19 protein-coding genes are annotated in these 24,732 nt (G+C 58.4%); 9 read left to right on the top strand and 10 right to left on the bottom strand.

The window, feature by feature from the left end; all coding sequences use genetic code 11:
* Positions 1-620 precede the first annotated feature (620 nt).
* The 3 genes from ACX80T_RS10115 (at position 621) to ACX80T_RS10105 (ending at position 3,358) form a co-directional block, all read left to right on the top strand.
* On the top strand, positions 621-1,661 hold the full coding sequence (locus ACX80T_RS10115; protein ID WP_459304318.1) for a tyrosine-type recombinase/integrase: 1,041 nt from the start codon (positions 621-623) through the stop codon (positions 1,659-1,661).
* Positions 1,658-2,002, top strand: coding sequence for a helix-turn-helix domain-containing protein (locus ACX80T_RS10110; RefSeq protein ID WP_459304317.1), 345 nt, complete (start codon positions 1,658-1,660; stop codon positions 2,000-2,002). The genes ACX80T_RS10115 and ACX80T_RS10110 overlap by 4 nt, the downstream gene beginning before the upstream one ends.
* Positions 2,003-2,251: 249 nt before the next feature.
* A complete protein-coding gene (locus ACX80T_RS10105) occupies positions 2,252-3,358 on the top strand; it encodes a hypothetical protein (protein ID WP_459304316.1) in 1,107 nt (368 codons plus the stop codon).
* Between the two features lie 30 nt (positions 3,359-3,388).
* On the opposite strand, the gene ACX80T_RS10100 is transcribed toward ACX80T_RS10105, so the two are convergent.
* On the bottom strand, positions 3,389-3,805 hold the full coding sequence (locus ACX80T_RS10100) for a MerR family transcriptional regulator (RefSeq protein WP_459304315.1): 417 nt from the start codon (positions 3,803-3,805) through the stop codon (positions 3,389-3,391).
* Between the two features lie 141 nt (positions 3,806-3,946).
* Between ACX80T_RS10100 and ACX80T_RS10095 the strand changes: the two genes are divergently transcribed.
* The 4 genes from ACX80T_RS10095 to ACX80T_RS10080 all read left to right on the top strand — a co-directional run bounded on the left by ACX80T_RS10095 (position 3,947) and on the right by ACX80T_RS10080 (position 8,214).
* Positions 3,947-5,470, top strand: coding sequence for a SulP family inorganic anion transporter (locus tag ACX80T_RS10095; RefSeq protein ID WP_459304314.1), 1,524 nt, complete (start codon positions 3,947-3,949; stop codon positions 5,468-5,470).
* Positions 5,471-5,594: 124 nt separating this feature from the next.
* On the top strand, positions 5,595-5,942 hold the full coding sequence (locus ACX80T_RS10090) for a hypothetical protein (protein ID WP_459304313.1): 348 nt from the start codon (positions 5,595-5,597) through the stop codon (positions 5,940-5,942).
* Between the two features lie 33 nt (positions 5,943-5,975).
* Positions 5,976-6,548, top strand: a complete 573-nt coding sequence (locus ACX80T_RS10085; RefSeq protein WP_459304312.1) for a helicase associated domain-containing protein — start codon at positions 5,976-5,978, stop codon at positions 6,546-6,548.
* Positions 6,549-7,185: 637 nt separating this feature from the next.
* On the top strand, positions 7,186-8,214 hold the full coding sequence (locus ACX80T_RS10080; RefSeq protein ID WP_459304311.1) for a DUF4192 domain-containing protein: 1,029 nt from the start codon (positions 7,186-7,188) through the stop codon (positions 8,212-8,214).
* Positions 8,215-8,223: 9 nt separating this feature from the next.
* Here ACX80T_RS10080 and ACX80T_RS10075 read toward each other — a convergent pair whose 3' ends face one another.
* The 4 genes from ACX80T_RS10075 to ACX80T_RS10060 are packed head-to-tail and all read right to left on the bottom strand — an operon-like array spanning position 8,224 to position 11,360.
* A complete protein-coding gene (locus ACX80T_RS10075; RefSeq protein ID WP_459304310.1) occupies positions 8,224-9,408 on the bottom strand; it encodes an alpha/beta hydrolase in 1,185 nt (394 codons plus the stop codon).
* Positions 9,401-9,850, bottom strand: coding sequence for a hypothetical protein (locus tag ACX80T_RS10070; RefSeq protein ID WP_459304309.1), 450 nt, complete (start codon positions 9,848-9,850; stop codon positions 9,401-9,403). The genes ACX80T_RS10075 and ACX80T_RS10070 overlap by 8 nt, the downstream gene beginning before the upstream one ends.
* The gene (locus ACX80T_RS10065) at positions 9,847-10,875 is read right to left on the bottom strand and encodes a hypothetical protein (protein ID WP_459304308.1); all 1,029 of its coding nucleotides are present in this window, start codon (positions 10,873-10,875) and stop codon (positions 9,847-9,849) included. The genes ACX80T_RS10070 and ACX80T_RS10065 overlap by 4 nt, the downstream gene beginning before the upstream one ends.
* Positions 10,872-11,360, bottom strand: coding sequence for a hypothetical protein (locus ACX80T_RS10060; protein ID WP_459304307.1), 489 nt, complete (start codon positions 11,358-11,360; stop codon positions 10,872-10,874). Before ACX80T_RS10060 ends, ACX80T_RS10065 begins: the two co-directional genes overlap by 4 nt.
* Before the next feature lie 394 nt (positions 11,361-11,754).
* On the opposite strand from ACX80T_RS10060, the gene ACX80T_RS10055 reads away from it, so the two are divergent.
* Positions 11,755-12,285, top strand: coding sequence for a hypothetical protein (locus tag ACX80T_RS10055; RefSeq protein WP_459304306.1), 531 nt, complete (start codon positions 11,755-11,757; stop codon positions 12,283-12,285).
* Positions 12,282-15,845, top strand: a complete 3,564-nt coding sequence (gene mobF, locus ACX80T_RS10050) for a MobF family relaxase (protein ID WP_459304305.1) — start codon at positions 12,282-12,284, stop codon at positions 15,843-15,845. Before ACX80T_RS10055 ends, mobF begins: the two co-directional genes overlap by 4 nt.
* Positions 15,846-16,503: 658 nt before the next feature.
* Here the strand turns inward: mobF and ACX80T_RS10045 are convergent.
* The 5 genes from ACX80T_RS10045 to ACX80T_RS10025 are packed head-to-tail and all read right to left on the bottom strand — an operon-like array spanning position 16,504 to position 24,700.
* Positions 16,504-17,232 (bottom strand): M48 family metallopeptidase, encoded by a 729-nt coding sequence (locus ACX80T_RS10045; RefSeq protein WP_459304304.1) that lies wholly within the window; start codon positions 17,230-17,232, stop codon positions 16,504-16,506.
* Positions 17,219-20,317 (bottom strand): type I restriction endonuclease subunit R, encoded by a 3,099-nt coding sequence (locus ACX80T_RS10040; protein ID WP_459304303.1) that lies wholly within the window; start codon positions 20,315-20,317, stop codon positions 17,219-17,221. Before ACX80T_RS10040 ends, ACX80T_RS10045 begins: the two co-directional genes overlap by 14 nt.
* Positions 20,314-21,048 carry a TIGR02391 family protein gene (locus ACX80T_RS10035; protein WP_459304302.1) on the bottom strand — a complete coding sequence of 245 codons (735 nt, stop codon included), beginning with the start codon at positions 21,046-21,048 and terminating at the stop codon, positions 20,314-20,316. Before ACX80T_RS10035 ends, ACX80T_RS10040 begins: the two co-directional genes overlap by 4 nt.
* Positions 21,045-22,271: a restriction endonuclease subunit S gene (locus tag ACX80T_RS10030; protein ID WP_459304301.1), complete on the bottom strand. Its 1,227-nt coding sequence runs from the start codon at positions 22,269-22,271 to the stop codon at positions 21,045-21,047. The genes ACX80T_RS10035 and ACX80T_RS10030 overlap by 4 nt, the downstream gene beginning before the upstream one ends.
* Positions 22,271-24,700 (bottom strand): type I restriction-modification system subunit M, encoded by a 2,430-nt coding sequence (locus ACX80T_RS10025; RefSeq protein ID WP_459304300.1) that lies wholly within the window; start codon positions 24,698-24,700, stop codon positions 22,271-22,273. The genes ACX80T_RS10030 and ACX80T_RS10025 overlap by 1 nt, the downstream gene beginning before the upstream one ends.
* Between the last annotated feature and the right edge of the window lie 32 nt (positions 24,701-24,732).

Raw genomic sequence — 24,732 nt, 5'->3', positions numbered from 1 at the left:
AAACTAGTGAAGGATCTGAAAATGGAGCTCAACGGACTTACGCACTACCGGGACACTAGACAGGCCGTATTACTGTCAGTGGCGCTACCTACAATGGGGCCCGCGAGGCCTTGGAAGCGCTAATCCCGGAAGGGGCCGCGCTGATCGTGATTCGCACCGGTCAAAAGGTCTAGGCGACTTCTCACTGCGCCGATTGCTGCCGGCGGCTGAGGGTCGGTGCCGGGGCCTGTCGTGGCGGTGCCGGGTGTCTGGACAATTGGGGGCCACCTCCACGACAACCGGCACCATGGGGCCGTGAAATACTGCACGGCTTATCCCAAGTTTACTGATCAACAACGGATACGGCCAGAGCGGGGACAAGACCGCCGGCACGTCAAAAAGATACCGCAACAAGTACGTGGAGTTGCGTCAGATGCGGATTTCTAGGGCAGTATTGATGTACGAATGGTGCTGATCGGCCCTCTTGATCAGTTTAGGTCTTGACCTCGCAATGATTTCTCGCGTCTAATGCATGATAAGTGCGTTTAGCGAACGATTCGGGGTGTGGGTTGAGCCGTCCTTTTGGCGTTTCAGGGGTTCATTTAGTTGATGGGGTTTCTTTCATCAAGGAAGACTCCTCCGTGTTTGACGCGATGTTGGAGGGGTGGAGTTCCCAGCAGCTCGGTGGCCGGCAACTTGTTCGGAAGACTGTCGGGGATCGGTTGCTGATGGTGCGTCGATTTCAGAAGCACGCTGAAACTTGGCCGTGGGAGTGGACGGCGACCACCTTTGATGAGTGGATGATTGATTTGGTTTCAGTTCGGCAGCTCGCACCGGGCACACTTCGGGGCTATCAGATCGCGGTTCGCCTCTTCTGCGATTTCATTTGCTCACCGCATTACGGGTGGGCGCAGCAGTGCGAGGAACGGTTCGGATCGCATCCGGTGCAGATCTGTCACGAGTGGAACACCAGCCCCCATGTGCAGCAAAACGAAGGGGATCCGCGGCGACGCCCGTTGACTCGGGCTGAGCTGCAGCTGCTTTTCGATCGGGCCGATGAGGAAGTCCAGACGCGGTTGTCTATCGGTCGTAAGGGCGCGGCGGCGGCGTACCGGGACGCCACTTTGCTCAAGGTCGTCTATGCCTGGGGTGTGCGGGCGGCTGAGGCTGTCAGACTTGATGTCACTGATCTGTATCGCAATCCGAAGGTGGCCTCGTTTGGCGAGTACGGGTTCGTGCGGGTCAGGCATGGGAAGGCATCCAAAGGGTCGGCTCCGAAGCCTCGAACAGTGGTGACGGTGATGCCGTGGGCGGTCGATTCTTTGCGTGATTACGTGACCGATATTCTGCCGTTGATGAGTACTGGCAGGAGTTCGGCTCTGTGGTTTTCGGAGCGCTCTGGCCGGCTCAGCACACGCTCGCTCAGTGATCGGTTCGCGCTTTACCGGGACGACCTCGGTTTGGATCCGGCGTTGTCGCCGCACTGCCTACGCCATAGCTACGCGACGCACCTGATCGAGGACGGACACGACCCTTTATTCGTTCAACGCCAGCTCGGTCATGCCTATCAGTCCACGACCGGTATCTACACGCACGTCTCCGACGACTTCGCGAACCGCATGATGAATGAAGCGATGACCAGAATCCCTACGTTTCAACACCTTGAAAAGAGGACAAAATGAGCCGGATCATCGGATATGAATGGCATCTACGCGAACAGCTCGCGGTCGCTGGGATGTTCAGCACCACGAAACTCATCCCATTGCTCGAAGAACGCGGCATCCACTTATCACCCAGCCAGGTGTACCGGCTCGTAGCCGAGCGACCGGAGCGCTTGAACCTCCACGTGCTGATGGCGCTGACCGACATTCTCGGGTGCAGCACCGATGACTTGATCGTTAAAGTCGATCTCGGCCAAGCCGAACAAGACAAGGCCGCTGCGGGAGCCAATAAACCGGATTCCGCGTCTTCCATCATCCGGTCGCGGGCTTTACGCCCTCGTCCCGCACGCATCACTCAGTGATCCATCGTGGCCGACTCCCAGGTCCCTTCCACCACAAGTTGTGGACACCCCGGCCGTACCGTGGGGACCCGGGATGGTACTCGGTACTGCGACTATTGCTGGAAGAATAAGCCGGAGACACGACGCCCCTGCGCGCGTTGTGACACTCTGGATCACCTGAATTTTCAGAGCCTTTGCAAACGCTGTCGGGCAACGGATGCGATCAACGCCTTGTTCTCTGAACCGCTTCTGTCCACGCGTCCTGAGCTGGTGCGGGCACGAGACCATCTCCTAGCCGCTGATGCCGCGTATGTGCTGCTGTTGATCAAACGCAAGAAGGCGTGGAACATCCTCAAAGAGGTCCTCGCGCTCCCCCACCCTGCACGGCATGAAGATCTGGATTCGCTGGGTACCGCCCGGGCCGTGAACCAGGTGCGTTCACTGTTCGTCGATCTTGGGGTCCTTCCAGAACGGGATGAGTATCTTCACCGACTATACCAATGGATCCGTCAGCAAACCGCAGCCCAGCCGCAGACCTCCGACCGATTGGTGCTGCACCAATTCATCCGATGGTGCCAGCAGCGACGCCTCCGGAGCGGGCCGATAACTAACACGCAGGCAGCGAACGACAAGCGAGAACTTCGCCTGGTCTTTTCGTTTCTAAATCATGTCAACGCCGACCAGCAGACCATCAGGACCGCGTCTCAGCAACACATCAATACCTGGGCGCTCTCTGCCTCTAGAGATGCTTTCAAGATCCGTAGCTTCATCCGGTGGTGCGCCGTGTCCGGGACGAACAGATCCCTCACAGCGCCTGACTATCCGCACCTGGAATTTCAGATCGGTGGAAGCCTCGGACCCGAGAACGAGGCCGCCCTGGAACGAGCACTCACGGACAAAGCGCTCGACCCGAGGTTGGCTTTAGCCGCCCTCCTCACCGTTGCCTACGGCGTCCGAGTCCATCGAATAGCTGCCTTAAGACTTGATGGCCTCACCGTCAGTAAAGGATCCGCACGAATTCGCCTCGGATCAATAGGAATGGAACTCCCCGCAGCAGCAACACCGTGGGTCCGCGCAGTCCTGAACGGTGCCACCATAAGACGCCGCTTCGGCGGATCTAATCAGGACTCCACCTGGGTCTTCCCCGGGGCCCGGCACGGCGCCCATCAGCTACCATCGAGCCTTGCTGCAAGCCTCCGGCGGCTCGGAATCACACCCGCCGGGGCACACCAAGCATCCAGCGCCGCGATCATCGCCCAAGTGCCGCCCGCCGTTGCCGCGCGCATCCTGGGCGTCGACATGACCACAGCCGCCCACTGGTACAAACTCGTCGGTCAAACCCCTAGCCCCGGGACGCAAAGCACCTTTGCCCCGTAAAACACCAACAGGACGCCCAAGTCATCGCAATCACCCAGTAGGGGCCCGGAGTCTTTGAATAAACTCATCAGCCTGCGCAAGATTCCGTGCCATTTTGGCGCGCTGATGAACAGCCCGCTCCAAAAAAGCTCCGATCACATGTGACGCATTATTGGCATGTTCATCGGTCGCGAGAAGAGCAAGAATCTCGGCCATTTCCTCCAACGAGAACCCCAGGGGTTTCATCTGCTTAATGACAGTGAGGCGTTCGTAATCCTCCTCGGAGAAGACCCTGAAACCCCCGTCGGTCCGTGCTGTTGCAGGCAATAAGCCCACATCGTCGTAGTGACGAATGGTCCGCAGGGACAGGCCCGTCCGCTCCGCAAGTTCACCGATATGCATGGTGCTGGTGCTCCTTGTCTTAGCCGTCATTAGCGCTCCGTCCTCATCTAATTTCAACTCTACCATCACGTTAGGTTAGGGTTTGAGTGTTCGGGTTGAGACCTCCAAGACTAATTCCCCCGTTCCCGGCGCGGCGCTGCGCCCCACATTCATTAGCAAAAGTGAAGCCGCTCACTCGCGTCTTCTCGACCACGAACGGAGCCAAAAATGGCCGTCACACAAACCGAACGTCCTGAGGCGTTCACCCCTGAACAACTCCAATCAGTCAGACAGATCCTCATGTCACCGCGGCGACTCAAGACCGAAGTCCTCGCTGGACTTGTTGTCGCCCTGGCCCTCATCCCCGAGGCCATTGCCTTCTCGATCATCGCTGGCGTCGATCCACGGATTGGTTTGTTCGCGTCCTTCACGATGGCCGTCACCATCGCCTTCGTCGGGGGACGTCCGGCCATGATTTCAGCGGCCACCGGTGCCATCGCCCTGGTCATCGCCCCACTGGTGGCTAGCCATGGTGTTGACTATTTCATCGCCGCGGTGATCCTCGCCGGCATCTTCCAGATCATCTTAGGCCTGTCCGGGGTCGCCAAACTCATGAGATTCATTCCCCGGTCGGTGATGGTGGGCTTCGTCAACGCACTGGCCATTTTGATCTTCATGTCCCAGGTCCCGGAACTACTCGGCGTCCCGTGGTTGGTCTATCCGCTCGTCGTCCTGGGCCTAGTCATTGTTTTCGGCCTACCGAAGCTGACCAATGCAATTCCGGCTCCCCTCGTCGCTATCGTGGTCCTCACACTGATCACCGTCTTCGCCGCCGTTGCCATTCCGACCGTAGGAGACAAAGGCGAACTGCCCGATTCCCTCCCGGCCCTGTTCATTCCGAACGTACCCCTCACCCTCGAAACGCTGCAGATCCTCTTCCCTTACGCCATAGCCATGGCCTTCGTCGGCCTACTCGAATCCCTCATGACAGCCAAACTCGTCGACGACGTTACGGATACCCGCTCCCACAAGACCCGCGAAGCGTGGGGCCAAGGCGTCGCGAACATCGTTACCGGCTTCTTCGGCGGGATGGGCGGCTGCGCGATGATCGGCCAAACTATGATCAACGTCAAAGCCTCCGGCGCCAGGACCCGGATCTCGACCTTCCTCGCCGGTGTCTTCCTGCTCATCCTGGTCGTGGTCCTCGGCGACATCGTCTCCGTCATCCCCATGGCGGCGCTCGTCGCAGTCATGATCTTCGTTTCCGTGGCCACCTTCGACTGGCACAGCATCCAGCCCCGGACCCTGAAGATCATGCCTAAAAGCGAAACGATAGTCATGCTCGCCACGGTCATCGTCACCGTCGCAACACACAACCTCGCGATCGGAGTCGGCGTTGGCGTACTCGTAGCAATGGTCATGTTCGCCCGCAGGGTGTCCCACTTCGTCACAGTCGAACGGTCGATCAAAACAGTAGGAGACCACGAAACGGTCACCTACGCGGTGGACGGAGAACTGTTCTTCGCCTCCTCCAACGACCTCTACACCCAATTCGAATACGCCCTGGACCCTGACCACGTGATCATCGACATGCACGCCTCCCACCTGTGGGACGCGTCCACCATTGCTGCCCTCGACGCCATCACCGAGAAATACCACCACCATGGCAAGGACGTGAAGATCATCGGGCTCAACGACGCCAGCACCCTCATGCGCGAACGCCTCGGGGGCAAACTCGGCGCCGGCCACTGACATCTGACCCCAAATAGGCCGCTTCCATCCCGAAGATCACAGAGCCATTCGGAAATGAAACCATCGAATGCTTAAACGCTGACTAAACGCGATCTAAGCCGCGATCCTATCCACTAGCGACCTCGTGGCCAAGGGAACACAATTCGACCGGATCGAATTGCGCAGCCCGCCAACATACTACGACCGGTTATTGGATGGGTGGATTGAGGAACTGGTGATGCGCGAGGAACCGGTGATGCTCACGGAGGCTGAACTGGATTTACCGTCCAATCCAGTCCATGAGTTCCCAGCACCGCGACGGGTGCATATTTGGATTCGCTACCCCTCGAGCGCATACCGGGTGAAGGGCCACGCGACAGCGTGGACCAAAACGGCCGTCAAAGTATCGTTCTTCGAACCAGGCATCAAGATCCAGCGAGAGGGCTGGGTATGGGTTGGCGCCGTTACCCCTGCCGGACCGAACGAACTCTAGCGCACTAACGCCGTCACGGAATACTCTGTGGTCGTGGCCCTTCCAGCAGGTATCGAGGCGGAGGACCCCGACGACTGGGGTCCGTGCACCTCCACGGCAGAGTGGAAGCTGATGTACCTGAACGGGGTGACAATTGAGCAGATTTCTCGCACCTGCAGGGTGCCAAGTCGTCGAGTCCGCCAGAACATCCAGCTCTTCGTAAAACGCAACCCGGAGCTGGCGGGGGCGCGTTTGGTCCTCCATGATCGCCCAGCACGTCCAACGGCAGCTGAGTTATTGCGCAGGCCGCCGCGCCCCTCCTCGGACGCACGCCTGATGCAAGCAAAAGAGTTCCTCCACAAACACCAACGGCCACCCCGCATCCTCTCCAAGAACCCAGAAGAAAAGGCTCTCGCTGTGTGGATCGCCGGTCAACGCAAACAACTACGCCGACACACCCTGAACTCTGAACGGCTGGAATCGATGCAGACCGCCCTCGGTGACTGGCTTGGAACACCACGGGTACCCAGAGAGACTCAACTGTGGGACCAACGCCTGGCCGAGGTCGCCGATTTCATCAACTCGAAGGTCGCCATCCGCACTACCAGTCCGGAGCGCGAAGATTAGAGGACACCCTTGCGACATGGATGGCCACCCAGCGTGGGCTGCACCGCCGAGGCACACTGGACCCAGGTAGGCGAGAGCGCCTGGACGACCGCATACCGGGATGGGAGGCAGGCTGGAACTTGAACCCAACCAATTCGCAACTTGATGAGGCGATGAGGCATCCGCATTAACACCCAGCTCGCCGCAAACGTGATCGATAACCACACAATTGGCTTTGCCGCCTCCAAGTAGATGCTGACGAGCGGCCGAACCGCTGGAACCTGGCGAATCTTTTATGAGGCACTGTGGTGTTGCCATCGAACGCGGTAACTTCTTCGCGAACAAAGGGACGACCGGAGTCATGCCGCGCCGCCGAAACATGCCCATGAATGACCAGAAGCATCTTCGCTGTTTGTCATTCTGATCCCCATCATCGCTGGGCGGGTCCTCCGCGCAACCAGGGCGCGAAGCGCCGGGAGCTGACCGACTTTTTATTCGGCGCTCCTCCGTCGCTTATTTCCTCGCGAAATTTCGGCCCTCTCCCGGTTCCCCAAGTTGCACTCCGGCCCCTCGTACCCAGCGGTGATTCCTCTATCAGAACGACGCACAAATCTGACAGACACGCCCGGTGCCAGCCAGTCACTGAAGGAAAAGGAACATGGAACCGCTAACCATCAAAACCCCCGCCGACGTCCTCAGTTTCATTGGCCACACCTTAGGATTTTGGCCACAGGAAAGCCTGGTCTGCATCACTCTCGCCGATAACCATGTAGGGCCAACCCTCCGCGTCGACCTGCCGAAGCCAACTACCGAGATCAGCTACGCAAAGATGGTGGCAGGATACCTCGGCCACGACACCAGCGCTGAAGGTGTGCTCTTCGCCGTCTACACCTCGGAGCCCATGAATGGCTATCAAAAGCCCCAGGCGGCAACTATTGCTGCGCTCACGGGCGCCCTAGCCGAGCGAGGACTCACCATCAGGGAAGGACTCCTCGTCGGAGATCAAACAGTGTCACAGTACGACGGCGATCCTGACACGGGCGTCCAGCTCCCCTTGAGTGCCACCCAATCCAGCCAGATCAACGCCGAATTCGTCTACCGCGGCAGCACCATCGAACCCACGAACCGCATCACGCTTCCAGCATCGACCAAGGAATCCCTGACCTTGGATGCCGTTGAAAGCCGGGTCGCCGCCATCCAATGCCTGAACCATCGAGATGCGATGGAGCAGGCGAGGACGCTGTGGACAGAAATGCTGGACGCAAAGGCATACCCGGACGACGAGCAGACCATCAGCCTGATCGCGAACCTCCAGTTCCCCGCCATCCGCGACCAACTCATGGCCGACATCCCCGGAATCGACGAACCCATGGACCGGATCCTCCTAGCCCAAACACGCGGCAAGCCGCAGTGGTCCCGCATCGAATGGGCCGAGCAACTACTCGTCCACGCCTACACTCACAGCGCCACAATTCATTCGGCTCCAGCTTTGACCGCCATTGCGTTCATCAACTGGTGGGAAGGCAGAGGCAGCAAGGCCCATCAGTTCCTGGAGCTCGCCCTTGACGCCGACCCTAACTATCGGCTGGCCAAGCTTAGCGATCAAATGATCGGAACCGGAATCGTCGCTGGCTGGAGCATGGATAAAAGCACGGCCTACCGGGGTCGGGGACTCGAAGCTTCATAAGTCCCTCAATCAGAAGGTTACCGCGGCAGGCCCCGGCGGACCGTTTCGGAGCCAGTTCTCCACCGCTGCGGCCCAACCGTCCGGATCGGCATTCCACTCCTGCGTGTGCTCCGTGGAGGGAAAAGTGATCAGCGTTGCCAGTTCTGGACGTCGGGTGACGAACTCGCGGGAAATGGCAAAGGGCGTCGATCGGTCCCCTTCGCTGTGGATGACGAGGACGGGAACACTGAGTTCGTCGGCCCGGGCCAAAAAGTCCAACGTATGAAAGCTCAAAGGATCGTCCAGGCCCGTAATCCAGCGTGTTCCGTGTGACCCAAGGATCTGCAGTCCAAGCCGTGCAACCAAACCGGGGAGCATACTGGACCCGGCGTTGGCCACTAGAGTGCCGCTCCAGTCGATAACGGGGGCATCGAGCACGAGCCGGGAGATGAGGTCACGAAACTCCGATGATGCCGCGAGCTGAAGAGCAATTGAGGCACCGAGGGACCAACCGAAAAGAACTATCTGGTGTGCACCCTCCCCCACGGCATACGACACCGCAGCTTCAACGTCGCACCATTCGGACTGCCCCAGGTGATACCGGGCGTCCTTGGACGCAGGCGCATCCCGGTCGTTCCGGAGCGAAACAACCAGAGAGGTGTATCCCAGCCGGTCCGCAACAGGAACGCCGCGGAGGGCGCCAGCTCTCGATCCGCCCAAGCCATGAACATGGATCGCCCAAATGGAATCTCCGGACGCCTGGGGCGGAGTGAACTTCCATGCCGGCGCCATGCCGTTCTCGACTGGAATCTGAACGTCCGAGTAGGGCAGCCCCAACGGCTCCGGCGTCGAATAGACGTATCCGCTCCAGATGCCAGTTCTGGCGGTCTGCAGGTCTCCGGAGTCAACCCGTTCTACTACGCGGGTTACCGTTCCGGTGCTAGCGTCCGTCGACACAATATCTCCAATGCAGGCGTGGCCCGTGCCGTTGGAAAACCAGATGCTGTAGCGCCCTCGGGTCGCCGTCCGTGCAGATGTCGGCAACTCCACCACCAGTTTCCCGTCGGCGCCGTGGAAGACACGACGGATTTGCAGATCTTCCTTCCGCCGCGTTTTGGGCACCACAACTTGCCGGGCGAAATAGGCGGCCGCGAGAAAGGCGGCCGCGCCAGCAATTCCGCAGCTAATGGCTACAGCTGCAGCGGCCCTACGCATCGGCGTCGTCCTCGGGAGTTTTCAGGCGTTCGTCGATGGCTTCTCGGAGCCGCAGTAACATCTCCGGGGAAATTCCCTGCAGTTGTCTTGCGGCGAAGTTTCTTACGCGGTTTTCCCGCAGTGTGCGCAGTAGTTCGAGTTGAGCGTCCACCAAGTCGGGAATCTCGCCGTCGTCGTCCAGAAGATACCTGGGGTCAACACCAAAGAATTCGGCGAGGTTCTGCAGAAGCTGCGGGTCCGTCGCCATGGAACTATCGCCGGCACGCATGTAGGCCCAGCGGGATCGAGACAACGGCGTTCCGCGATCTAACATGTGCCTGCTGATCTGCGGATACGTCAGGGGCGATGATCCCTGGGCCTCAAAAAGATCCAGTAGGAGATTTAGCTTCCGCGCGAGTTTCGCCTGCGGCTGTTCATGGATCCCACTGTCGCTGTCAGTCACGGATAAGTGTCTCCTTTCCGTGAGACCCCTGGTCGCCGATGTTCGGGGTCTGCCAACCGGGTTCCAAGATGTTGCTCTGTCTCTCGCAGAACATTCAGATCATTTTGAGTCAGCGATTGAGCAAGGTGAGGGTCCATGAACAGTGCGTCCTGGATCTCTATCAACATCCGATGAAGACGGCGCTTGGGTGCATCGTGGCGGTCGACCACAATTTGAGTCAGATTTAGTCGAATTTCGGATCGCTCCGACGTGATTCGGTCCCAGAGCCCAGACAATCGTTCGACGAGGATAGCTGAGGCACGGGCATCGGACCTGCGCTCCAACCGACGCGCGACAGGCGGCAGGGCTAAGCCGACGCAGAGGAAAACCATGGCGGCCACTAGTGCGGCGTCGTACACGTAGGAGAGACGCGTCATTGCCTCAAGCTCCCCTATGAGATGGAGAACGTTCATTCCCAGCACGACGAGGACCAACACCACAGCCAGAGCGCAGCCCACGCCGATAAACATCAAAGCCACGCGAAAATACGGCCTTGCCATCTCGCCGCGGAACCTGAAACAGGTAAAGCCGGTGATGGCCATCACCACGCCGATGTAGAGGAACTGGACGCCCGAGTACACGGCGGCCGGCCACTGGCTTCCGAAATCCCTCATGAAAGAAGTGGAAGTCAGCGGAGCATCAATCAGGCTGAAGCTGACAATGAGGGCCACAACCACAGTCCCAAGCGTCCAAAGCCTTGCACTTTTGTGAGCGTCTACTGTCTCGCCGACATTAGCGGCCCGCAGGATCGCGCGGGACAGGAAGTAGATACCCACAACCATGAGGATATTGGCTATGAGGTCAAGAAGATTGCGGCTACCGAGCAGCCGGTCTCCCGCGGTATAAATCAGGTCAACGTTGAGCGTAAGTGCGGTGGCTATGGTTAGGGCCGCCGCCAGGATGCTCTTGTCCTTGCGCCGCTTTAGATCCGGCAGGAGGCACAGAGCCAGGCACCAGATCACGGCAGCAGCAATTCCCTGAATCATCCGAAGATCCGTTCAAACGAGCGCGGCTCGAGGCTGCTGTCCCGGATGGCAGCAGCAAAAAGATCCGCCAAGGTTTCGGCAGCGGCCTCGATATGATCCAGGAAGTCACTTCGTCCCAGGATTCGCGACACCTTTTCGCCGGAGAGGTTCGGAAACAAAGTCTCCGCATAGTGTGAGGACACCACAAGCTCATCGTGACGGAGGACCATATGCCCCAGTTCGTGAAGGATGAACTGCTGACGATGTAGTGCCGACGGCGTGGGCGCGTGCAGGATTATCTCCGCACTATCCGTTGACAGCCACAACCCGCAGACCGATCCCCCGTTCAGGGACACGGAAACGGCGACCTCGATCCGCCGATGCCGGAGGGTTTCGACAATCGATAACAGCCCTTCCAACGAAAGACGGCTCGGTAGATTGAGTGCGAGGAATCCTGCTGCAGCGCTTCGCGCCGGCGAATACTTTACGGAAGCTGCGTCGTCCATCGGAACCCCATCCTGCGGCCGCCGATGTTTGCCAGCCGGTCGCCGTTCGTCCCACGGCCCCTCTTCCAAGACCGTCCGGAACCATCTCAGTTCCATTGAACGCTCATACTCTGGACATGTCCAGAGCTTTCAAACAAAACGGCTTCAGGAAGGGCATCCAACTTCTCCGAGGGGCACGCAGACCAGCTAGATGAATGCAGAGTTGCTCTACCGAGGCAGCACCATCAACCTCGCCGGCCACATCATGTTGCCATAACAGCCCTTGACCAGCCAGCAGGCTATTCGTCCGCCCCGCGTTCCAACCGCATCACACCTCTGGCATCCAAGGCGGTCGCCGTGAGCGCGTACTCACGGGAAGTCATGTCGCAAGGCAGGTCGGCGTAGATGAACAACTGTGAGCGGAAAGATTTGTGGGGAATGCGGCGAGCGCTTTAAGCCGTCGCGCACGACGCAGCGGTTCTGCACTGCCCGCTGCGCCAACAGACAGCGTGATCGTCGGCGGCGGCATAAGGCAAAGGGCGCGCCGCCCGCACCCGGCGCGGATGCTGCGCCGGATCCACCCGCCAAAGCATCGGCCCCTGGGGCGCGCCAGTACAACGCCAATACCCGTTTGTCTGCAGCCCTTGCGACGAAGAGCCAGCTTCTGGATACGCTCAATGCCCAACTCCGATCCCAAGCCGTAGACATCGAGCACTTGGCTGCAGAGAACTCGGACCAACGAGCCATCATCAAGGGCCTCCGCGCCGACATCGACCGACAGCAAACCGCGCACAAAACTGACGATTACGACTTGATCCGCCTTGCCGGCAAGCTGCTGGCTCTGTCCCAAACGACCGGCCTGGAAATAGACGACACCACCAAAGCCATATTCCGCCGGCGGGGGTGGACATCCACCAGCCGTCATCGGGAGGCGCAAAAGCCATGACCATGTCTATCGCCCGGCTATCCGCACAGTCAGGCCTGAAATATCTTTTCAAGACCACCATGTTGGACGATCTGACGGTCGCGCCCGCCAATGCAACCACGTACTACATGAAGGCGGGAACGCCGCAGGGACGCTGGCTGGGTTCCGGCCTTCAAGGCATCAGCCGAACCGGCGGAGACGTCGTCACGGCATCCGACGCCAAAGCTCTTTTCGACCGCGCGGTCCACCCGGAAACCGGCAATCCTCTGGGACGTCGGCACGGCCCACCCACGGTCGTCCAGAACAGCCAAGGCCGAACCAAAAAGCGTCACGCCGTCGTTGGTTTTGACCTCACGTTCAGCGTTCCCAAATCCGTGTCCGTTCTCTGGGGCCTGAGCACCCGCGCTCTGCAGGACCAAATTCTCCAAACTCACCACGACGCGGTCGATGCCACCCTGCAGTGGCTCGAAGAGTCAGTCATCCACACGCGGGCGGGCCGCAACGGCGTTGCCCACTTGGGCACCCGAGGCGCCATTGCCGCCGCCTTCGACCATTGGGAGTCCCGTACTGGAGATCCTCAGTTGCACACCCACCTGGTCATCGCCAATCGCGTCCAGCGCGTCACCGACGATGCGTGGGTCACCCTGGATTCACGGACGCTCTACAAGGCCGCTGTCGCTGCCAGCGAGCACTACAACGGTCTTCTATTCGACGCACTTCACCGGAATCTCGGCGCCGACGCAGACATCCGCGAGCCGGATGCGAGCACACGCAACCCGAGCCAGCAACTCACCGGCGTCGACCAAGTACTGATCCGTGAATTCTCCAACCGCTCCCGCCTCATCGATCTGGAAACCGACCGTCTCGTCGCCGAATGGACCGCCAGTCACAGCACTCCGCCAACCGCAACGACCACGATCAAACTCCGCCAGCAGGCAACACTCTCCACCCGCAGTGCAAAGCCGGAATCCGTAGCGCCACTCCATCAGCTCTCCGCGCAGTGGCGTGCCCGTGCTGCAGCCCAAGGCTTCGAGCCCAGCGTCGTTCTCGCGAACACCATGCGGCGCTCCCACTCCGCCCCGTACCGTACCGGTGACTTCACGGCCGACTGGATCGTCGCTGTCGGCTCGCTGACCTGCGAGCGCGTCGCGGCGAAACGCGCCACCTGGAACCGGTGGAACCTGCTCGCGGAGGCGGAACGGGTCTGCGCGGACATCCGCTGCAACACGCCGGTGGACCGCAACACCATGATCGATGCCGTTGCCGCCGCCGCGGAAAACCAGTCCGTTCCACTCAACGAGTACCGTTACACCGTCCCCGTCTACGCGCAGCCCGACCTCAGCTTCGCAAACCGCAGCATCTTCGACTTCCACGGCTCCCGGCTCTACACAGACACAGCGACCCTCGCCAATGAAGATGTCGTGATGGCGGCACGGAACGACGACGGCGGCCCGGCAGTGAGCGCGTCCGTCGCCATGGAATCGCTCGCCGGCTACAAACACCATGGTCGGCTCGAACTCCACAGCGACCAGCGCTCCGCGGCGGCCCAGGTACTGCTCAGTGGCAATCGGCTCGACGCCGTCGTGGGTCCCGCCGGAACCGGCAAGACCACCACCCTCGGCGCAGTCAAAGAAGCCTGGGAGGCTGAATTCGGGGCCGGATCCGTCATCGGCCTGGCACCGGCAGCGGCGAGCGCCGAGGTCCTTGGGCGAGAACTGGCGATGGCCACGGAAAACGTCGCGAAATGGCTCTACGAGTCGGTCGGCAATGGAGCCAGCTATCGGGCTGAACAGTTCTTCGACACGGAACAACTGCTTACCGTCAGCACGGCTCCCGGTCCGCTGTCGCTTCGGCTCGCTCAACGTGCTGCCCGTCTCGCAGCCGAACAGGACAAGTGGCGTTTCCATCTCAACCAGTTGGTCGTCGTTGATGAGGCCTCTATGGTTTCCACCCTTCAACTGTCTGCGCTAGTACAGCAGGCCCGAAAGGCCGGAGCCAAGGTGCTGCTGGTAGGTGACCCCGGACAATTGGATGCCATTGATGCTGGCGGTACGCTCGGCTGGCTCGAAAGGCAAGGAAAGACGGTCCGGCTGACCACCATTTGGCGGTTCGAAGAGGGGTGGGAGCAGGCCGCATCGCTCAAGCTCCGCGCCGGGGACTTCGCTGCCATCGCCGCCTATGAACGACACCAACGTATCCAACACGGCTCGTACGTCGCTATGGTCGACGAAGCCTATGCGAGTTGGCAATCGGACCTCCAAGAAGGCAGGTCGTCCATTCTCATTGCTGCCGACAATGACACGGTCAGTATGCTCAACCAGCGAGCCCAGGCCGACCGCGTCATCCAAGGCACCGTGGACGCGGAACACACGGTGTCGCTTAACGATGGATCCCGGGTTGGGGCTGGCGACACCGTCATTGCCCGCCGCAATGACCGCCACATCACCGACAGCAGCGGTGACTTCATCCGGAACGGAACCATGCTCTACGTTGTCCGGACTGGTAGGCGCGATGGATCGCTAATGGCGGTCCGCCGGGACACCGGCGCCACGATTGTCCTTAGCCGGGAATATATCGAGGCCTCGGTTGAGCTGGGATATGCGACGACGGCCCACCGTTCGCAGGGCATTACGGTGGACACCGGACACACAGTGGTGACGCAGGGCAGGCTGACGCGTGAGCTACTTTACGTGAGCATGACTCGCGGACGAGCCGGAAACTACGCCTATGTCAGCGAAAACGATCCTTCTGACGACGAGCCTCTGAAGCCAGCCTTGCCGTCCTCATGGCGCCAGATCCTCGCCGAGGTCCTTGCCGCCGAGGGTGCCGAACGAACGGCCCACGAAGTTCGCGACGCCCAGCAGTCGAAGGCGAACAGCCTCGAGCGACTCAGTGCTGAATACGACTACCTCGCGCAAATCGCAGCCTCCGAGGACCTGATTGTGTTCCTCAAGGCCCGCGCGCCCGGCAAAACCTCCGAGCTCCTACAATCGCCCTCGTGGGGCGCAGTTGTAGCAGTCTGGCGCAAAGCCACTCGCGTGAGCCGTCCCAGCACACAACGTGTTGTGATCGCTGCCCTGCAAACAGACGCGTCGGCTCGAGATATGGCGGCTGTCATCCACTCCCGACTTCGTCAATTCCTGTCCGGGATGCCCGCAGTTGGAATCGCCCCCTTCGCCGCACCGGCCCGTACTTCGCGTCCTGATCTGGCGGACATGATCAACCAGGTTCAGGACCGGGTCCAGCGCCGGATGACCCAAGTCGCCCGCGACGCCATGATGCTTGACACCGAATGGAAACGGGCGCTCAGGGAGACCTTGGATCCAAATACGCTTGCGGAGCAAGCGACGGACGTCATTCGTCAGGTCGCTATCCATAGGGACCGATGGGGCATCGAGGACTCGCCCCTCCCCCTGGGACCACTTCCTGATTCGTATGACTGGGAACAACAGGAGCAACGCACAAGTATTACCCACCTCGTTGACCAAGTCGCTCTAGCGCCCGCCGGTTGCACGCCGACGACGAAGTTGGTTGATGACCCGACTCCGCTGGGGTACGGACTTATAAAAATCGGCTGGTAAATCTAAACTGGTCGAGAAGGTACTTAATGGATGCAAACCCAGTCCTGAAGCCGAAGCTTGCGACACCTGCGTTAGTTCTGAATAGCGTGGCCCTCTCGCTGTGTGTCACATTCCTTCTGCGAACTATGGCCGCCAGCCGGCCCCCTGCCTTGCTGCTGCAAGCAACAGCGCTTGCAGCCCTCCTAGGCTCCACTGTCGTCGGCGCCGTCTGGTTGGCGCGTCTGCGCCGGCGTCGTTCTTGGACAGCGGCCGCAAACGAAAAGTGGACTCGCTTCGACGAGGCAAAGTTGGCGCACCGCACCACAGCAGAAGTCTCTGTTCTGAGCATCGATTCCCTCGAACCCACGGGATCCTGGATAACGATCAGGTGGAACCGTTTCGAACACATTCAGGGCGCCTGGATCGAAGCGCTGCCCGATCCAATCTGGCCCGGCTCAGTTCTGCTGATTTCCCCTGATCCTGCGCAGGTTCGGCCCGGAGCGCCTTGGCCTGCGCTGTATCTTATCCGCGCCTCTCGCTTCTACGCATGGGCGCCAGCTGCCGCGCGGACGCCGCCCTCCCCGGTCGTCCCGCGGGCGGGTTAGCCAGCATACTGTTCACCAGAAATCGTTATTGGCGCGGCCCAAGCGACAGGCCGTCGTACTCTCCATCATTCCTCTCACTTGAGATTCCATGCTTCGTGACGCAGAGGTGCTTGATTCAAGTCCTCGCGGCGTGCTCGCCAGTCAGGAAGGAATTCGTTCATCAGCTCGGTAAAACGCTCATTGTGGTTGCGTTCAAGCAGATGGGTCATCTCATGCACGACGATGTATTCCAAGCAATTAGGATGTTTCTTGGCCAACTCCGCATTGATCCAGATGTGAGCAGACTCTCGGTTGCACGATCCCCACTTGGTCTTCATGCGGCGCACTGACCACTTGGCAGGTCTACACCCAATGACCGGCTCCCATGTCGCAAGAAGAACTGGGAGCTCCGTTTTCAATGCCTGCCGGTACCACTTATCAAGGGCATCTCGCCTCGTTTCCGAAGTGCTGTCTTTTGGTGCGTGCATGACAAGCTTGCCTCCCGATAGCTCGAAACGAATCCGCCCCGATGATTGGATCACGTACAGGCGGTAACGTCGACCCCAGACGTAGTGCGATTCGCCAGTGATCATCTCTCGTTCAGACTGCCGCACGGCGTCTCGAAGTTGCTCCCGCTGCCGCTTGATCCAAGGCAGGCGTTGGACGATGGCTAGTCGGATGGCATCATCGTCGAGCCGTTCGGGTGCGGCCACGCGTACGCGACCCAAGGGTGGGTGAACGGCAATGTGCATGTTCTTGATGTGCTTGTAGACCACATCCACATCAATGCCGGCGACTCGAAGGTATGCATTAGCGGTACTCATGCCGAGCCTTCACGAGTTCAAACAATTTATCAAAGCGGTCAAAGGAGTCAGGCAAGACGCGCTGGATCGCTCGCTTCACGACCTTCTCCTTCATACCGTTTCCGACCCAGTCGTGGGGCTTGCCGCCGCGGATGGCGGCATCGATGTGGACTGCCCAGTTTGGATCAGGGAAAGAGAAATCAACGAGTGCGCGTTGTGCGCCGTCCACAGCCCATGCAGGGTAGTCGTTGCCTGTGCCCTCGGCGCCGACAGCCGTAGCGTGGGCAATTAACTCCTGGAGGTATTCCTGATACTCGAGTGCACCTTGGCGTCGCTTCTCGATGATGGCATCGAGCAGGGAGGACATCGTTTCGTAGTATTTCGGATTCATCGCTTGCTCGTCGACGATCACCTGCCGAATATTGTTGACGATCACCTCGGCTACAGCTTCAGGGTCTTTCTTGAGACCCCCGGGGAGCTTGTCGAGGGCAGCAGCGCCTTCCTTCACGATCAACTGTACGAGCCCGACATCCTGGAAATCGGCAACGACATGGGACGCATCGGCTCGAATGTAGGTATCCAAGAGAAAGCGCATATCTGCCTCGTACTGTTTGAAATCCTCGTTTTCGCCTGCGCCAACCTTGACCTCGGCAACCACGTCGACGTAGTGCTTGACTTCCGTAGCGATGGCAGCTGTCTGGGCGTCGCTGTAGCCGGCCTGATCCATGTCGGTCGCGATGGCCGCATAGGCACGAGTCAGCGCAGCGACAGACTTGTACAGCTCGACACGCTTGAGTTCGTTTGCCTTGATTTGCGCGGCGTCACCGACCTCGGCGGCTACAAAGTAGTGCTGATACTGTTGCGGATTTTTGGGCGGTAGCACTGCCTCACAGAGGGCACGAATGCGCTCCAAGGCTTCATCCAGGTCCTGACGTCCTTGCTGGTGACGGTCCTTCATGATGCCCTTGACGTCGTCTTCGTCGTAGTCGTGAAAAGCACCATGGGTGTAATCGGTGATGGCATCCTCAAGCGAATTGAAGAGATCTTGGTAGTCGACGATGTAGCCGTAATCCTTGTCGTCGCCGTCGAGCCGGTTGACGCGACAGATTGCCTGGAAGAGGCCGTGGTCGCTCATCTTCTTGTCGATGTAGAGGTAGGTGGCGGAAGGTGCGTCGAAACCGGTGAGCAGCTTGTCTACCACGATCAGTAGGCGCATCTGGCCCGGTTCTTTAATAAACCGCTCCTTAACTTCCTTCTCGAACTGCTCGACCTTGGCCACGGCCAAGTTGGCCGGCTCGTTGAAGTAGTCGGACAGCATCTGCCGGTAGATATCGTACTGGCGCAATTTTTCGGTCGCGCCGTGGCCGGTATCTTCCTTAGAAATATCCCCAGGCTGCGGTTGGTAACTGGTGACGATGGCGACCTTGCCTTTGAGATCAGTTTGGTTGAACATTTCGTAGAATTTGCAGGCCTGGTAGATGCTGGAGCCGACCAGCAGGGCGTTGCCCGTGCCGTCTATCAGGCGGGGCTTGGTTCCCATGTCGAACATGATGTCCATGACGATCTGCTTGGCCCGTGGTTCCGAGCTAACGACTTTTTGCATAGTGCCCCAGCGTTTCTTAAGCTCCGCCTTGGACAAGTCGGTCATGTTCTTCGTCTTGGTATCAAACCACTTATCGATCTTGGCGTGCGAGACGAGCTCCTGATCGATGCTGCGTGCTTCATAGCGCAGGTCCAGCACCACTCCATCATCGACGGCTTCATCGAATTTGTAAGTGTGGATGAAGGTGCCAAAGGTTTCCATGCTGGTTGCCTTGTCCTTCTTGAGTAGCGGCGTACCAGTGAAGCCGATAAACATTGCGCCCGGTAGCAGATGCTTCATTACCTTATGCATCTTGCCCGACTGCGTTCGGTGCGCTTCGTCCACGAAAACGAACAAGTTTCCTTTGGCGGAGAAGCTGGCCGGAATCTTGGCGTTCAACTCTGCGAAGAAGTCGCCGCTGGCTTCATCCCGGGTTTGGTCATCGTCGCCAGATCGAAATTTGTGCACCAAGGACCCAATCAGCCATGGCTCGTGCTTATTCAATGCACCAATCAGATCAGCACCCGAGCTGGTGCGGTAGATGTCCTCGTTGACGCCGTTGAAGACCTTCTTGATTTGATCATCCAACTCCGTGCGGTCAGTGATGATCAGGACGCGGGCTTGCTCCGCACCGCGAGTCTGGTGTTCGCGGATCCACTTAGCCAACCACACCATGGTCAGGGACTTGCCTGATCCCTGTGTGTGCCAGATAATTCCGCCCTCGCGCTTGGCGATACGATCCTGGGCCGCTTTGACACCGAAGTACTGGTTGTGGCGGCAGGTCTTCTTGACCCCGGAATCAAAGACCATGAAGTCATGTATCAGCTCTAGGAAGCGTTCCTTGGCGCACATCTGGACCAGTGCACGATGCAGAGGATTCTCGGTCTCAGATGGTTCCTTCCACGACAGCCAGTACTTTTCGGACGTTCCGATAACCCCGTAGCGCAAGCCCTCAATATCGTTACCGGCGAACACCATTTGCACAGTGGTGAAAAAAGGTTGAATGAAGTCCTGGCGCTGATTGCCGATATTCTGACGGATACCCTCGGATACGCCAACTTTTGAGCGTTTGAGTTCAATGACGCCCAGCGCTAGGCCGTTGACGTAGAGCACGATATCGGGGCGCTTGCTGTGCTCGCCTTTGATCGAGACTTCCTCGGCCACGACGAAGTGATTGGCCTCCGGGTTCTGCCAGTCGATTAGCCAGACAGTCTCGGTGTTTTCGCCGATGCCGGGCCTGACTTTCACGCCGTATCGCAGCAGGTTGTAGACATCGCGGTTGGCCTCGTAGAGCTTGCGGCCGCCACCGAGCGACGCATCTTTCTTGAGCTGGTCTGTGGCCTTATTGACCAGGTTGTCGTCGTAGCCACGGGCTCGAAGATTCTGCTCAAGTAGAGCAGTCTCAACATGAGAGTTGCCCTCGCGGTACGCCCAGTTGCCGCTGTACTCATATCCGAGTTGTTCCTGAAATAGCTCCACTACGCGGATTTGTGTTTTTCGTTCTATTTGTCCGACTGTGCTCATGCTGACACCTCCTTACGCTCTACCTCGGCCTTGTCCACCCACCGCGCCAGGACGCTGAGTGCTGCGAGGTATTCGAGTGCTTCTTGTTCTGATAATTCCTGATGCGCTTCATGGCTCAACGGGTTCCGTATACCAGCGAAGACACCTTCTGCGAAGTTCATCGCACCGCGCTGCACGGACTCAAAAGTTTTGCTGCCATCGTCAGTCATTCGACGAAGCCGAGCCTTACCGGGTGCTGCAGCGTCCCTGCTGAAAGCCTGTTTGAAAAGATCCGTTTCACTGATGTCGCGTCGACCAACTTTGTTTTGCGCCTCGGCATTGAGTTTGCGGATCGCACCTTCAACTGCTTCGCGGTAGTGTCCGGAATGCCAGAGAGACTTAGCTCCAGTCCATACCCATGGATGCAGATTCGCCGCCGACAGTTCAGGGGCATTCTCACCGAGGTTTTCCTGTATTTCTTGGTTGCGAACCAGCGCCTCGCGAGCACGAAGTGTGGCTGTCCGGTGGCGGATCCATTTGTTAGCCTTACCCGCATCAAGATCACGCCAGCCAGGGATCACACGGTCGAGTATCTGCTCAACGACATGTGCTTGCTTCGTGATTTCCTCGTCCGAAGCGGCAGTAATTTTTCGCCCGGTCATATCTACAATGCCGGGAACGGGATCTGGATACCGCATCGCAGTCTGCTCAATGAATTTGTCGAGTTCTTTCAGTGCCCAATCTAAGTTCATGCTGTGGCCTCCTCCGTCGGCATGCGTCTTCGACCGGTCAGAAGCTCCTGCATCATGCCTTGCTTAATGTTGCGCGCTTTAGTGAAGCGGCATTCCAGCGCGTCAAGTTCCCTGTTGAGGTCCGCATAGACTTTGCCGATTGCTATCTGTTCAGCAAGCGGGGGTAATTCAATGGGGATGCTGCGAAGGATAGCAGTGTTTAATGAGGGCATTGTTTGCCCAACAGCAGCAGCACGAACAGCCTCCCGAAAAGGTTTCGAATGAAACTGCGCGCTCATGAATACGGGGTCAGCGCTCGACGGATCGAAGCGAACCCGTAAGAGACGTCCAGAAAAGAGCCACCCTTCTTCTGACATCGAGATAAGCGAATTCCGATCGATCGATCCGACTCGACTGAATACTATATCTCCGAGTTTCAAGCGATATGCCTTAAGTCGCAGACTGTCCGAATGTGAGACCATGGGGGCTTCATCGGCGTCTAAACCTCGTTCACCAAGGTGTTCGACGGTAATTATGGGCGTGCCATCGGTCACGTAGTCGCTTTCATGTAGGGCCGACCCAAACGGTCCAGTCTTGACGTCGGCGAGATCTCCGACGGTCACGCGTGACCAGCGACCAGCATATCCGGGCATCCTCGTCTTGCCAGCGAGGAGTTGCTGCATCATGCCTCGCTTGATCGCCTGTTTTTTGGCAATCACCCGCCCTAATGCAGCGATCAGGTGATCGATGTCGTCGAAGGCAGCAACGAGAACCTGTTGTTCTGATTCCTTTGGAAAGTAAACTTCAAAGGACTGGACCACTTTGGTATCCAGAACTCCTGCGGTATTTCCAGCTGAGGTTACAAGCTTCAGCAGCTCGAACTCATTACCTCGAATCACATGGGTGAGATATTTGGGCACTAGTCCGCTCTTAGGGGCTAATGCTTTGACGTCCTGATTGAAGGCGACGGGCGCAACGACCAGTCCAGCGCGAATCTCATTGTGCAATGCACTTCCTCGTACGAGCAGCAGAGTTGATCCAATTGGCGCCATTTTGCTACCAGTAACCACCGCTTCGGACGTGAGGAACTGGTTCGAGGTACTGATCTCGGAGTCTTTCAGTGTGAATGCGCTAATCCATGGGATATCACCCTTCCAAAAGTCCTCCCGGGCACGATTAGGGGTTCCGCCCGAGTACCAGGTGCTCATGGAACCAATCGTTCGTTTCGGAATCGGCTGATTCATTAGTGGACTCCCATTGCCTCGAGATGACTCGCAACTCTGGCTTGGGTTTCGACGAGTGTATCTTCGAGCTGTCCTTGTGTTTCCGCATACCGCTCACCGAGTTCCTGTAGCCGTGCCACCAGTTCGAGGGTGAGAGTGTTGACCTCTCCCGCGACACGACGCCTGATGGTTGCATTCCATTTGTCGTCAAGAACTAGTTGCTGAATATCGTGTTCAGTGAGATCGCTGTACTTATTAAGTGTTGCGAGGTCGAGCTTCGCTTGCGCATCCTTGGATGCCTTTTTGGCTGCTGCTTCCGCATCGTAGAGCTTGACTAGGTGCTTCAGCGCTTTGACTTCTTCCGAATCGGCGCCTTCGCGCTTGGCGACCTTAAGCCGCGCGGATGTCAGGGCCTTGGTGATTTTGTTGTCCATGGCCTCGGCAAGGAGTCCGTCTTCGACGGCGTGTTCTTCGGTGTATTCCTCGACGGCGAGGACAGCTTCTTCGGTGGTTGCGGTCAGATCGTCAAGTTCTGACTGATCATCGGCGAAGTAACGATCAACAACGAGCGCAGGCTGAATGAGGTCCATTTTGTACTTTGTGGCGTTGCGGCCGGAGCCGATGGCAAGGTCTGGCGTTTCCGACAGTTTGCGCTCTTTATCGTCTATGGTCTTGCGCGGTGTTGCGGCGCCGGTCCAGCCGTCGTTCATAACCAGGAAGACGTCGTCGTGCATGACATTATGCCAATAGGACATCAGCTGCTCGTACACGCTGTACTCATCCAGCAGCGAAGTTTCCTTGAATCGAACCAACAAGTCGTCGCCCAGCTCGGCAATGAATGCATTGGGTTTTGTATCTTCGGAGATTTCTTCCAATTGAGGACGGTGGGTGGCGAACCAGTTGTCGACTTCGGTGCTGACTTCCTTAGCAAATCGTTTGAACTCTGCGGAATCGAGGATGGTCTGCTGCACGTTGGCTACGTCGATAGCTAGGTCGCTGTATCCGGGTCGGTTTGGCTTGAAGAGAGTAGAGCGAAGGGTGGGGAACGCATCCCAGTAACCCGACAGTGCGTCGAGATCGCGTTCGGGGATGCCGCCATGAATGTGGGCGTACAGGTCCTGAATGTCTTCTGGTTCAGATGAGTCGATGTATCGCGGAATGTTGAGGTTAAAGTCGTTCTTCGAATCAGCGATCTCGTTGAGTGGTACTAGCCGCGAGTAGCGCTCCACCTCCGTTTGTTTGGTGTAGACGTCGACGATCTTGTGTAAGTCCTGGGAACGCAGACGGTTCTTGCTCCCGTCTTTACTGAAGCCTTTGGAGGCGTCGACCATGAAGACTCCGGAGCGGGCTGCTGCGTTTTCCTTATCCAGGACGATGATGCAGGCGGGGATGCCAGTTCCATAGAAGAGGTTGGCGGGCAGGCCGATGATGCCCTCGATAAAGCCCTGATTGAGCAGTCGCTTGCGGATAACTGCTTCGGCGTTACTGCGGAACAGGACGCCGTGGGGCAGGATGACGGCCGCTTTGCCGCTGCTCTTCATGGATTTCAGGACGTGCAGTAGGAAAGCGTAGTCGCCATTTTTTTCTGGCGGCCTGCCGTATTCGAAACGGCCGAGCTCGTTCTCCAGACCGTTACTCCAGGACTTCACCGAGAAAGGCGGATTGGCAACTACGAAGTCGAATGTATCGAGCTGGTCCCCCTTCGTGAACTGTGGGTTCGTGATGGTATCGCCTTTGCGGATGTTGGCGATCTCGTTGCCGTGCAGGATCATGTTCATCTTCGATAGCGCCCAAGTTGCATTGTCCTTTTCCTGGCCGTAGAGCGTCAGGCCGTTTGGGGCTTCATCACCAACTTTGAGCAATAGGGAACCGGAGCCGCAGGTTGGGTCGTATCCTGTCGCCGAGAAAGGAGTGTCGGCGTTGATACCAAGAAGCTTGGCAAGGATGCGTGAAACCTCGGCAGGCGTGTAGAACTGACCCTTGGATTTTCCTGACTCGGTCGCGAAGTGTCGCATTAGGTACTCGTAGGCGTCTCCCAGCAGGTCGTCGCCTTCGGCGCGAGAGCCGCGGAAGTCTAGGTCTTGGAAGATGGTGACCAGCTTAGAAAGCCGATCCTGCATTTCCTTTCCCTTGCCGAGCTTTTCTTCGTCATTGAAGTCCGCCAGGTCGATGACCTTCTGCAGGTCGTTGGCCTCAGCGAGCTTAGCGATGATCTTGTTGATCCGATCGCCAATTTCTTTGTCACCCTTAGCGGCGATCATGTCGTCGAAGGAGCCACCTGCTGGCACGTCGATCAGTGAGTACGGATCCGTCTTGGACTTGTCGGACACGAACTTCACGAACAGCATCGTCAAGATGTAATCCTTGTACTGACTGGCGTCCATACCGCCTCGTAGCTCGTCACAACTCTTCCAAAGCGAGCTGTAAAGATCCGACTTCTTGAGCGCCACGGCACGTACCCCTTGTGTTGATCTTGTTTCAG

This window comes from Arthrobacter sp. Sr33 (assembly GCF_054511195.1).
Note: the sequence above shows the minus strand (reverse complement) of the source record. Positions and strands in the feature narration are given on the sequence as shown.

Excerpts from the sequence above, each read along its gene's own strand:
- ACX80T_RS10110 (WP_459304317.1), top strand. The coding sequence starts at position 1,658 with ATGAGCCGGATCATCGGATATGAATGGCATCTACGCGAACAGCTCGCG.
- ACX80T_RS10100 (WP_459304315.1), bottom strand. The coding sequence starts at position 3,805 with ATGGTAGAGTTGAAATTAGATGAGGACGGAGCGCTAATGACGGCTAAG.
- ACX80T_RS10095 (WP_459304314.1), top strand. The coding sequence starts at position 3,947 with ATGGCCGTCACACAAACCGAACGTCCTGAGGCGTTCACCCCTGAACAA.
- ACX80T_RS10080 (WP_459304311.1), top strand. The coding sequence starts at position 7,186 with ATGGAACCGCTAACCATCAAAACCCCCGCCGACGTCCTCAGTTTCATT.
- ACX80T_RS10075 (WP_459304310.1), bottom strand. The coding sequence starts at position 9,408 with ATGCGTAGGGCCGCTGCAGCTGTAGCCATTAGCTGCGGAATTGCTGGC.
- ACX80T_RS10065 (WP_459304308.1), bottom strand. The coding sequence starts at position 10,875 with ATGATTCAGGGAATTGCTGCTGCCGTGATCTGGTGCCTGGCTCTGTGC.
- ACX80T_RS10060 (WP_459304307.1), bottom strand. The coding sequence starts at position 11,360 with ATGGACGACGCAGCTTCCGTAAAGTATTCGCCGGCGCGAAGCGCTGCA.
- mobF (WP_459304305.1), top strand. The coding sequence starts at position 12,282 with ATGACCATGTCTATCGCCCGGCTATCCGCACAGTCAGGCCTGAAATAT.
- ACX80T_RS10045 (WP_459304304.1), bottom strand. The coding sequence starts at position 17,232 with ATGAGTACCGCTAATGCATACCTTCGAGTCGCCGGCATTGATGTGGAT.
- ACX80T_RS10040 (WP_459304303.1), bottom strand. The coding sequence starts at position 20,317 with ATGAGCACAGTCGGACAAATAGAACGAAAAACACAAATCCGCGTAGTG.
- ACX80T_RS10035 (WP_459304302.1), bottom strand. The coding sequence starts at position 21,048 with ATGAACTTAGATTGGGCACTGAAAGAACTCGACAAATTCATTGAGCAG.
- ACX80T_RS10030 (WP_459304301.1), bottom strand. The coding sequence starts at position 22,271 with ATGAATCAGCCGATTCCGAAACGAACGATTGGTTCCATGAGCACCTGG.